At 41.0% G+C, this 10,548-nt stretch carries 8 protein-coding genes; 2 read left to right on the top strand and 6 right to left on the bottom strand.

From position 1 onward, the window contains the following. Positions 1–142: 142 nt before the first annotated feature. Positions 143–607: an IS200/IS605 family transposase gene (gene tnpA, locus H5R64_RS04925; protein WP_182580307.1), complete on the bottom strand. Its 465-nt coding sequence runs from the start codon at positions 605–607 to the stop codon at positions 143–145. Positions 608–959: 352 nt separating this feature from the next. Beyond that, positions 960–1,985, bottom strand: a complete 1,026-nt coding sequence (gene trpS / locus H5R64_RS04920) for a tryptophan--tRNA ligase (RefSeq protein ID WP_182581480.1) — start codon at positions 1,983–1,985, stop codon at positions 960–962. Positions 1,986–2,330: 345 nt separating this feature from the next. On the opposite strand from trpS, the gene H5R64_RS04915 reads away from it, so the two are divergent. Further along, positions 2,331–3,230 carry a DNA-methyltransferase gene (locus H5R64_RS04915; protein ID WP_220476745.1) on the top strand — a complete coding sequence of 300 codons (900 nt, stop codon included), beginning with the start codon at positions 2,331–2,333 and terminating at the stop codon, positions 3,228–3,230. Positions 3,231–3,298: 68 nt separating this feature from the next. On the opposite strand, the gene H5R64_RS04910 is transcribed toward H5R64_RS04915, so the two are convergent. After that, complete coding sequence (locus tag H5R64_RS04910; RefSeq protein ID WP_182582978.1) at positions 3,299–5,521, bottom strand: alpha-galactosidase; 2,223 nt, start codon at positions 5,519–5,521, stop codon at positions 3,299–3,301. Positions 5,522–5,811: 290 nt separating this feature from the next. On the opposite strand from H5R64_RS04910, the gene H5R64_RS04905 reads away from it, so the two are divergent. Next, positions 5,812–6,645 (top strand): AraC family transcriptional regulator, encoded by an 834-nt coding sequence (locus H5R64_RS04905; protein ID WP_182582976.1) that lies wholly within the window; start codon positions 5,812–5,814, stop codon positions 6,643–6,645. A gap of 54 nt (positions 6,646–6,699) precedes the next feature. On the opposite strand, the gene H5R64_RS04900 is transcribed toward H5R64_RS04905, so the two are convergent. The 3 genes from H5R64_RS04900 to helD all read right to left on the bottom strand — a co-directional run bounded on the left by H5R64_RS04900 (position 6,700) and on the right by helD (position 10,535). Continuing rightward, positions 6,700–7,476 (bottom strand): VOC family protein, encoded by a 777-nt coding sequence (locus H5R64_RS04900; protein WP_182582975.1) that lies wholly within the window; start codon positions 7,474–7,476, stop codon positions 6,700–6,702. Between the two features lie 209 nt (positions 7,477–7,685). Next, positions 7,686–8,126: a nucleoside-diphosphate kinase gene (gene ndk / locus H5R64_RS04895; RefSeq protein WP_182582973.1), complete on the bottom strand. Its 441-nt coding sequence runs from the start codon at positions 8,124–8,126 to the stop codon at positions 7,686–7,688. Between the two features lie 96 nt (positions 8,127–8,222). Then, positions 8,223–10,535 carry an RNA polymerase recycling motor HelD gene (helD, locus tag H5R64_RS04890; RefSeq protein ID WP_325064703.1) on the bottom strand — a complete coding sequence of 771 codons (2,313 nt, stop codon included), beginning with the start codon at positions 10,533–10,535 and terminating at the stop codon, positions 8,223–8,225. Between the last annotated feature and the right edge of the window lie 13 nt (positions 10,536–10,548).

The raw sequence follows: 10,548 nt of genomic DNA, 5'->3' as shown, positions 1-10,548 counted from the left end.
AATCATAACCACCCGTGAAACGGGTGGTTTGTTCTTCGGCTAAAAGCCGATAAGAGAAGCCAGCGTCTCAAGGCGCTGGCTTTTCCTTCGTCCAAGCCAAAATGCTCTGACTACTTCGCTACTGCTTTAAGCAGTGTTAGTATTACTTCACCTTACCCTTAAAAGGGTCCGAGTATTCTATCGTTGTTAATTTATCGACTACCATATCATGTTTCTCTTGATCACGAATATATTTCTTGATGGTGGACTCATTTAATCCTACTGTGCTGACATAATAACCTTCTGCCCAAAAATGTCGATTGCCAAATTTATACTTTAAATTGGCATGATGATCAAACATCATCAATGCACTTTTTCCTTTCAAATATCCCATAAATTGCGAAACGCTTAACTTCGGTGGAATACTTACTAATAAGTGAACATGATCAGGCATCAAATGTCCTTCAATAATCTTTACTCCTTTATACTGACATAGTAATCTAATATAATCTCGTAAATCTTTCCGATATTGATTGTAAATTATTTTCCGTCTATACTTTGGAATGAATACGATGTGATACTTACATAACCACTTCGTATGGGCTAAACTATTTAGTTTATTAGCCATATTAATTAAACCTCTTTTCCCTTATTTGATTTTGGCTTGAACACCTACATCTTAAGGCAAAAGAGGTCTTTATTTATATAATCTTATCCCCCACCCGCAAAGCAGGTGGTTTTTTGTTTCGCATACTCACTCCGTTCGCATGCTCAACTAGGCCTAAAGGCATTAATAGAAATGACCTCTTGTTTATTCAAAACAAGAGGTCATTTTTTAGTTAGAGTTTTCGATCGCAAGCAACTGAGTCGAAACGTGCTCAGCCGAACTTTCCTTAAGCTAACAACCTCCGCCTCCGACGAGGAAACGTCGTTCGGTGGAGAAATCGTTAGCCACCGGAAGGTTTTTGCGGCTTCGCACTCTAATCAAAATAATTAATCCCAATTGCATCGCGAACTTGTTTGAGAGTTTGGTTGGCAACTTGATTGGCGCGAGCGGAACCTTCTTGAAGGATCTGGTCAACGTAATCGATATTCTTAGCGTATTCTTCACGGCGCTTACGGATTGGTTCCAGTTCAGCTTCAAGGACTTCATTCAAGTAACGTTTGATCTTAACATCCCCGAGGCCACCAGCTTGATACTGTTCCTTTAATTCAGCAATCTTCTCCTTATCTGGATCAAAGATATCAAGGTAAGTGAAGACCGTATTACCTTCAACATGACCCGGATCACTAACCCTGATATGGGTTGGGTCAGTATACATTGACATTACCTTCTTTTGAACAGTATCAGCATCATCAGAAAGGTAAATGCAGTTTCCTAAGGACTTACTCATCTTAGCATTACCATCAAGGCCAGGAATCCGGCCTTCACCCTTTGGTGGGAAGACTCCTTGTGGTTCAACCAAAATATCTTCATTGTAGATCCGGTTAAATGTGCGAACGATCTCCCGAGTTTGTTCAAGCATTGGTTCTTGGTCATCACCAACTGGTACAGTATCAGCCTTAAAGGCAGTGATGTCAGCTGCTTGGCTAACTGGGTAGATAAAGAACCCGGCCGGAACACTTTCCCCAAACTTCTTTTGTTTAATTTCAGTCTTTACGGTTGGGTTCCGGTGTAACCGTGAAATAGTTACTAGGTTAAGGTAGTGCATTGTTAATTCGCTTAAAGCCGGAATTTGTGATTGAACAAAAATTGTCGACTTCTTAGGATCAATTCCAACAGCTAAGTAATCAAGTGCGACTTGGTGTAAACTCTTCCGGATCTTTTCTGGATCGCGGGCATTATCAGTCAAAGCTTGTTGGTCCGCGATCATGATAAAAGTATCGTAATCCCCAGTGTTTTGTAAACGAACCCGGTTTTTCAATGAACCAACATAGTGACCAATATGTAATTTCCCGGTTGGTCGGTCACCAGTTAAGATCGTGTGTTTCTTTTCTTCAGCCATAGTATTTCCTCCTTAAACCAAAAGCGTCCTACTAGTTATTCAAACTAATAGGACGCATCATTTGCGCGGTACCACCTTAATTGCAGCGCACTGCTGCCACTCAAAGATTATTTTTAATTGTAACCAATTCGTGCTTTGGGGATCTTTTCACCAACCATCCCTCGCTTCACTCACACTACTTATTTACCAATTATTTTAAGCCATTCTCTGATGAAAAATCAAGATTAGGGCAGTGAATCTTGTATAATAGAAGTATGAGCTAACATTGATACGGGAGGCAACATTGTGAAATCCAAGCGCAATAAAACGATTGACTTTAGTTTAGCTGATGCACCAGCAGACTTAATGGCAAAAATTATTCAGTTCAAAAAAGAAAAGGAGCTCTCTCTTGTCCAAGCTACCGATAAGGTAATTAACGGGGATTCTTTTCAAATCATGGACCACTTACCTAATAATTCAATCGATCTTGCCCTCGTTGATCCACCTTACAACCTTAATAAAAAGTATGATGGGATGACATTTAAGCAAATGAAGCCTGCCAAGTACCAGAAATATACCGAAAAGTGGATTAAGAAATTGAAGCCACTTTTAAAACCTACCGCTAGCGTCTATGTTTTTGCGGATTGGGAAACCAGTATCGTCCTTGCACCAGTCCTTGAAAAATACTTTACGATCAAGAACCGGATTACTTGGCAACGAGAAAAGGGACGCGGTGCCCTCACTAACTGGAAGAATAGTTCTGAAGACATTTGGTTCTTAACCGTTAATCCTCGCAACTATACCTTTAATGTCGACCAGGTTAAGCAACGTCGTCCCGTAATTGCCCCCTACAAAGAAGATGGCCATGCCAAGGACTGGCAAGCAACTAAGGCTGGTAAGTTTCGTGATACAATGCCCAGCAACTTATGGGATGACATTTCAATCCCGTACTGGTCAATGCCCGAGAACACTAACCACCCTACCCAAAAGCCAGAAAAACTAATGGCAAAAGTAATCCTTGCTAGTTCTAACCCTGGAGATTTAATTCTCGATCCATTTGCCGGTGCAGGCTCCAGCCTGGTCACTGCTAAAAAGCTTGACCGTCACTTTATTGGGATTGAACAGAGTCTTCTTTACTGTGCTTGGGGACAGTATCGTCTTGATAGAGCTAGTGGTGATTCTCATATTCAAGGTTACGCCGATGGAGTTTTCTGGCCACGAAACAGTCTGGCACTCCAAAAGAAGTATTTGAAAGAGAAAGATTAATTAATAACACAAAAACACGTTGCAATCACTGCAACGTGTTTTTCAATTCACTGAATATTTATTAGTTATTATGCTTTCTTTGCAATAAATAGCCGACTGCTAAAGTCAGAAGGATCCTTCTCTGGTTTAGTCCGATTCATAATCCGGGAAACAAAGTAACCAGCGTTCATTAATTCAGCACCGGAGAAACGTTCCTTGCCGTCATTAACGGTGTAGGTTGCTTCTGGGTCGAGACCTTCAAAGTAAACCCGAATATAAGCTGGGTTAGCACCGTTAAGAATTTGAAAGCGAGCTAAGATGGCTTCACTCTTATCCTTATTAACAACTTCCCAGTCGTAAACATTATCGTTATTGGTATCTGAATTATCGAGACGGTAGAACTTACCAAATTGGAAAAGGTGCCGATATTGCTTGTAAAAGGCCACTTGCTTCTTAATCGTGGCTAATTCATCAGCTGACATCTTGGTAATGTCTAATTCATACCCAAAGTCACCAAAGTAGGCAACTGCTGCACGGGTATCTAGTGAAGTTAGACGACCAACTTGATCATTTGGTACCGCTGAAACATGGGCACCCCACATATTTTGAGTGTATCCATAGGAAGTTCCGTCTTGAATCTTGATTCGCTCAATAGCATCAGTATCATCACTGCACCAAGCTTGTGGAGCGTAATACATCATTCCGAGGTCAAACCGGCCACCACCTGAAGCACATGATTCAAAGAGCACCTTTGGAAATGCTTCGGTTAGACGAGCGTACAGTTGGTAAACACCTAGAATATAGCGGTGTGGGAACTCAAGTTGTTGATCTGCAGCCAACTTAGCGCCATACATTTCGGTAATATTCCGGTTCATATCCCACTTAATGTAGTCAAGCTTTGTCTGCTTGATAATCGCACTAATATGGTCGTATAAGTAGTCAACAACTTCTTGGCGCGTCATATCAAGAACATATTGGTTCCGTGCCGGTGTCCCGTGACGTCCTGGTGTAGCAATCATCCAATCGGGGTGCTTTTCATAAAGTTTACTATCAATTGAAATCATTTCTGGTTCAAACCAGAGGCCAAACTTCATTCCCTTTTCGTGAACCTTGTTTGCAAAGCCACTGATTCCGTTACTAAACTTCTTTTGGTCAACGAACCAGTCACCTAAACTTGACTTGTCGTCATCCCGGTGACCAAACCAACCATCATCAAGGACAAACATTTCAATTCCAAGTTCATCAGCCTTATCAACAATCTTCATCAACTTAGCTTCATTAAAGTCCATAAAGGTCGCTTCCCAATTGTTAATCAAAATTGGGCGATCCTGATGGGCAAAGTTCTGGTTAATAAGGTGATCTTGGTAAAATGCCCCTAATTGTTGACTCATTTGGTTCAAGCCATCACTTGTGTAAGTCATTACCGCTTCCGGAGTCTGGAAACTCTCACCATTAGTTAGCTTCCAACTAAAGTCATCTGGATTAATGCCTACCAATACACGAGTAGTATCAAATTGATCCACTTCTACAGAGTCAAGGAAATCACCGGAGTAAATGAAGTTAAACCCAAAAGCTGGTCCTTGGTTATTATCAGTATGAGGACGGGCTAAAGCAAAGAATGGATTTTGTTGGTGACTTGAAGCAATCCGTAAACTTCCGATACTTTGAATTCCTGAACGAAGTGGTGTCCGGATTAAGTGACGTTCACGCGCCCAGCTCCCTGAGAATTGAAGCATATCGTAATTACGATCCGGTAAGTCCAATTGCAGACTCAGGGCTCGATTAAGAACAACAGATTCTTGACCTTGGTTAATGAAAGTCGCACTTCGAACAATTACATCTTCTTTTTCAAAAACGGTGTAATGGAGTTGGAGAATAAGGTTAGCTAATTCATCCTTAAAGGTTACCGTGAGGGTTTGTGAATCGTCTCCCTGATCATCAAATGATGATGGCATATTAGTAAGCCGTTCCTTACCATCCTTAATTTCATAGCCAGTGTATTCAAATTCAGAAGTCCGTGAGCCATTAGGATAGGTAACTTGGTAAGCTGGGTAACGGTAATCGCCCTTACCTAAACCTGCATATTCCTGCTTAATCAATTCTAGTTGGAAGTCACTTTGTTCAACCGTTAGGGTATTAGTACAATCGTGTTCTTCCCGACTGGCAAGGTTAGCATAGTCAGCCTTTACCGGGATCTTTGACCCATAATAGAGCTGCCCAGCATTTCCGTTTTCTAAGATTTTAAAAATATAGCTCGTCTTCTTTGTTTGAAGATGGAACAATTGATGTTCTTCATTAACATGGATACCCATTTTTAATAGCCCCTTTATCCTTGTAAGCATTTACATTTCAATTATAGTCTTATTTAAGCCGGATCACTAATTAATTTCTTAGCGTTTTTTATTGTTGTATCCGCTTACATATTCTAAATATATTGTATTGAATTTCACTTAACCATTCCATGGTGATTTTATCGTAAAGAATGGCATACATTATTAAGAACAAATTGACATATTACCTTTATTAATCGTAATATAATAACCGATAATTAGATAATTACTGTTAACAAATAGCCATGTTCAAAAGAAAAGGAGCTTTTCTAATGGACGATCAGTACAAGAGCCTTACCGGAACAAGTTTTGAAAATAACATCCTGTTTATTGGTCAATACGCCTGTCCCCCTAATTACTTTTATCGTGGCAATAACGTCCGTAATAATTACGTCATTCACTATATTTTGGATGGGGAGGGTACCTTTTCGTCCGCTAATCATCCTGCGGTCACCCTCAAGAAGGGTGATCTCTTCCTCTTGCCAAAAGGTGTTCCTTGCTTTTACCAAGCCGATGGTCAGGATCCCTGGAAATATTTTTGGATTGGCCTTTCTGGAACTAAGATTAAAACAATGCTTAATGGTTCTGCACTGGGTAAACAGCGATACTTACGGCAGGTTCAAAATAGTCAATTTTTTGCCAGTCTTCACCAGTTATTTATTACCCTGCAAAAGCCAAGTCCCCTTGCCAATGACATTCTTGTCGAAGCACTTAACTACCAGATGTTTTATCACCTGGTTACAGAATATCCAGCTAAGGGTTCTCACGCCAATACTAAAGCACAGCAATCACTTCAACTTGCCAATTACTACTTAAAAGAAAATTATCAAGATAGCAATTGTACCATCGAGGACCTTTGCCATCACCTTAACATTTCACGAAGCTACCTCTACTCCCTTTTCAAAACGCAGATGAATATTTCACCACAAAAGTATTTAACGCACTTACGGATGACAGATGCACAACAGCAATTGAGGAACACTGATGATCCGATTCAGATTATTTCTCGCCGTGTCGGCTATAAGGACGAATTTACCTTTTCTAAAGCCTTCAAACGCTATAGTGGCTTTAGTCCAAAAATGTATCGTCAAAACCAACCATACTAATCAAAAAGCTGGAAATTAGCCTTCTCAAAAGAGTTAATTTCCAGCTTCTTAATTCTATTTCTCTTTTTCTAGATCCAACCGAATCTGGCCTAACCTTAATTGTTGAGATTCCTTTGCGCCATGATAGATCAACTTAAATAAGCGATTTTCATCACCATGTTCAAACTTTAATTCCTTGTCACCCAGTCTAACGATAAAGTCTTTTCCTTCACGAGTAACTTCACTTTGTAAAATCGCTGACCATTGCTTAGCCGCTTCTTGTGGATCAGTAACGTGGAAAATAGCCCGCTTTACAAATAATTCACCAGCTGGATGAAACTTAATAATTCCCTGACTCTTGAGGCTTTCGCGTCGTGAATCATCATCTCGTCCCCATTGAATGAAGAATGGTGCTGGTAGGTAATGAGCGAGCTCGCCATTAACGCAAAACATTTGCCACTGAATAAGGTTACCAGTTGGTGTTAACCGTTCACCATTGATGATTTCACCAACCTCTAAGCCTAATTCTTGGAGTCGCTGACGAGTAGCAGCAATATCATTGGTCCGAATGGCAATCGTGGTAAATCGCTGAAGGCCGTTAAAATAATCTTCAACTGCGGTAAATATACTTGAATTATTCTCATACGTGAACGAGTGTGCCCTTTCCGGGTTAGCTACAGTAATTAATCCTAAATAGTTTAACCCAAAATAGTCACGGGCATCTTCAGTTCCCCACGCTTCGTGTTTTCCACCAGCGATAAATTTTAAACCCTTACTGTTGAAATAATCAATTGCAGCAGGTAAATCTGTTACGTCAGCTACTGTATGATCCCAATTTAATGTCTCTGTCATTACTAATCACCGCTCCTTTACTCAATTCCTTTATCTTAGTTAGAGATAGCCGAGAATTTGACTCGGTTCTTAGTCTAATTAATTTTATCCTAATCCTTTTAAATAAAAAGCGCTAACAATAAGCTTCATTTCATAAATTTAAAAATAAAAGATGAAGGACGACTCACTTCGAATCATTCTTCATCTTTAGTTATTCTCTACTTTTTGGATTAGCCTTGTTCAAATTCAAATTCTGGGAACCAAATTTTAATTTCCTTAGTAGCGGATGCTGGTTCGTCAGAAGTATGAACAATATTACGAAGGTTACCATCGGGCCATTCACGACCATAATCACCACGAATGGTTCCCCATTCAGCTTCAACAGGGTTAGTTGCACCAGCCATGTTGTGGATTGCTTTAATAACGTTTGTTCCTGAAACGACAATCCCCACAATTGGTCCTTCAGTCATGTATTTAAGCAATTCTGGGAAGAATGGTTTATCAACCTTATCGGCATAGTGTTGACGAAGTAATTCTTCTGTTGGTTGAATCATCTTTAGCGCTTCGATTTTGTAGCCCTTGCGTTCGATCCGGGTAATAATTTCCCCGATATGACGTGTTTGAACACCATCGGGCTTCACTAAAACTAACGTGTATTCGTCTTTAACCATGGCAAAAGCATCTCCTCACATATTAATCTAACACATCCAGACTAACATAATTCCATACATAATGAAAACGCTTTTCAACGAAATTTTACTACCATTTTACCTGGTTAACTCATGTTCAATTGTGAGCTGCTGACTAGCTTTTTCATTAATTGCCGGGCTTACTTTTCCGTTACTAATCATCGTGAGAGCATGCATTGCCCGAGTAGCCATTGTATAAATCATCCCTACTTCATCGGTTCCCCGAAGATTCGTTTGGGATACATCATAGGCAATTACGGAATCAAATTCGAGGCCTTTCGCTAAGTAAACCGGCAGAACTAAAATCCCGTCCGGTAACGCTGTATCATTCATATCTAATAAGTGGACCTTGGTAAATTGCCGCCGTAACTGACGATAAACTTTTTGGGCCTGTTCCTGGTTCTTAGTGAGGACAGCTACAGTTTCGTATTGTTCATGGTACTTTCCGACCCTCATTTGGAGAGCCTGATCAACAGCCTCATCAGAATAGCGAACCAAGAGCGCCGGTCGTTCACCATGGCGGGTAAATGACATTATTTGTTCCCCATCCGGTAGCAGAGATTTTGCAAAGTCGGTAATCTCCTTTGTTGAACGATAGCTTCGCCGTAACGAGATTAAATTAGGGTGTTTGGCAGCCAGGTTGTTACTTAACCGCTCCAGCATCTTTTCAGGTAACTCAAGTGGCTTAAACAGGGCCTGTTCACTATCGCCAAGAACGGTAAACTTTGCTCCCGGAAAGGCATGACGAAGATACATCATCATTGCCACAGAATAATCCTGCATCTCATCAATAAAGACATACTTAAAGGAATGATTTTGCCCCGTCCCCATCAATAGATCACGTAAGTACATTAATGGAGCTGCATGCATCATTTCTAAACGGTGTAATTCCAGCTCATCATCATAATTAGCGATCATCTTCTCCCATTCAGCTCGTTGAATATCATCAGGAAGCGGCAACTGACGAAGCCAACTAGCGTACTGACTATAAATATCAATAAAGTAGTCATTATAGATGGCATCAGCAACAATCCGGAGACGCCGCTTAGCCCAACGATAGGCTAAGTAAGCATATTGTTCATCCTCATCTTTGAAATCGTCAACCGACTTTTTACCATACAGGTTATGAAGTTGTTGGGTGTCAAGGCTATCAAGTTCCTTAGCAACCCAATCTTTCTTTGCTTCCACCTTCACCCGACGCTGTAATTCCCGGATTAATTGATTTTTTAACTGCACCATGCGGTTAGCAGCCTTCATGGCATTAGGCTGGCTTCGGTACAGGGACTGGATATGTTCAGCGGTAAAGAAGACCCGTCCCTCAAATGTAATATTGCTAAATTGTAGCTGTTCATCAAGTAGGTGGGTTGTGTACCGGTGGACATCATGCATTGCTGTTTTGCTTTCTAATAAATCCGCAATTCGTCGATCCTGTTTTGATGCTCGTTGACGTTTCTCATACCGCTCGAAAATATTTTCTACCTGTAAGCCCTCAAAGCGCCGACGCACAAAACCTGACATTGTTACTTGACGCATGTTTCGTTCACCAAGGCTAGGAAGAACTTGCGAAATATAGTGACTAAACAGGCGGTTAGGACTAAATAACACAATCTGGTCAGCATTTAACGCGGTCCGACTATGGTACAACAAATAAGCGATCCGCTGTAATATTGCCGAAGTCTTCCCAGAACCGGCAACTCCTTGGACTAACAGGAGATCACTATAGGTATCGCGGATAATATCGTTTTGTTCCTGTTGAATTGTTGCCACAATATTATGCATGTATTGATCATTTTGCTCACCGAGGGCAGCCTGAAGAAGCTCATCCCCCACCGTTTCATTCGTATCAAACATGTTAATAATTCGACCATCCTTAATCGTAAATTGCCGTTTCTTAACAAGGATGGTTTCCCGATTACCATTTGGTGTTTCGTACCGGACCTCACCGAGGGTTCCATTATAGTAAACACCAGAGATCGGTGCCCGCCAGTCATATATCAGGAACGCAGTCTTATCATCATTCATTAACGATGCAGTCCCAATATACAACGTTTCCGGTTTATCTTTTCCCGGATCCTGAATATCAATCCGACCAAAGTAGGGGGTTCGCTTAAGATTTTGTAACGTCTTTAATTGCCGGCGGAGGATCGTTTCACTTTCAACTGCCCGTGAAACCAACTGCCGCTGCTGTTCAATCATGGCCCGTGATTCGGCGATATCATCAATTTCATACCGGTTAATTGAGGCATTTTCGCTGTAATTCTTTTCAACTGCCCGTGTTTCCTGATGGGCATCAGCAAGGGCCTTCTTGGTTTCAGTGATCTGCTTATCAATCTGCTTCATCACTAAATCAACCCGTCGCTGTTCTAATTGTCGCTCTTGGTCTTCATTCACTTCAAACCCCTCC

It is taken from the genome of Limosilactobacillus fastidiosus, assembly GCF_014145505.1.
In the GTDB taxonomy this organism is placed as follows: Bacteria; Bacillota; Bacilli; order Lactobacillales; family Lactobacillaceae; genus Limosilactobacillus; species Limosilactobacillus fastidiosus.
The sequence above is the reverse complement of the archived record's forward strand: the minus strand, read 5'-3'. Positions and strand labels throughout refer to the sequence as shown.

What these genes read in the sequence shown, in the direction of transcription:
- H5R64_RS04915 (WP_220476745.1), top strand. Translation starts at nt 2,331, where the DNA reads ATGGCAAAAATTATTCAGTTCAAAAAAGAAAAGGAGCTCTCTCTTGTC.
- trpS (WP_182581480.1), bottom strand. Translation starts at nt 1,985, where the DNA reads ATGGCTGAAGAAAAGAAACACACGATCTTAACTGGTGACCGACCAACC.
- ndk (WP_182582973.1), bottom strand. Translation starts at nt 8,126, where the DNA reads ATGGTTAAAGACGAATACACGTTAGTTTTAGTGAAGCCCGATGGTGTT.
- H5R64_RS04900 (WP_182582975.1), bottom strand. Translation starts at nt 7,476, where the DNA reads ATGACAGAGACATTAAATTGGGATCATACAGTAGCTGACGTAACAGAT.
- H5R64_RS04910 (WP_182582978.1), bottom strand. Translation starts at nt 5,521, where the DNA reads ATGGGTATCCATGTTAATGAAGAACATCAATTGTTCCATCTTCAAACA.
- H5R64_RS04905 (WP_182582976.1), top strand. Translation starts at nt 5,812, where the DNA reads ATGGACGATCAGTACAAGAGCCTTACCGGAACAAGTTTTGAAAATAAC.
- tnpA (WP_182580307.1), bottom strand. Translation starts at nt 607, where the DNA reads ATGGCTAATAAACTAAATAGTTTAGCCCATACGAAGTGGTTATGTAAG.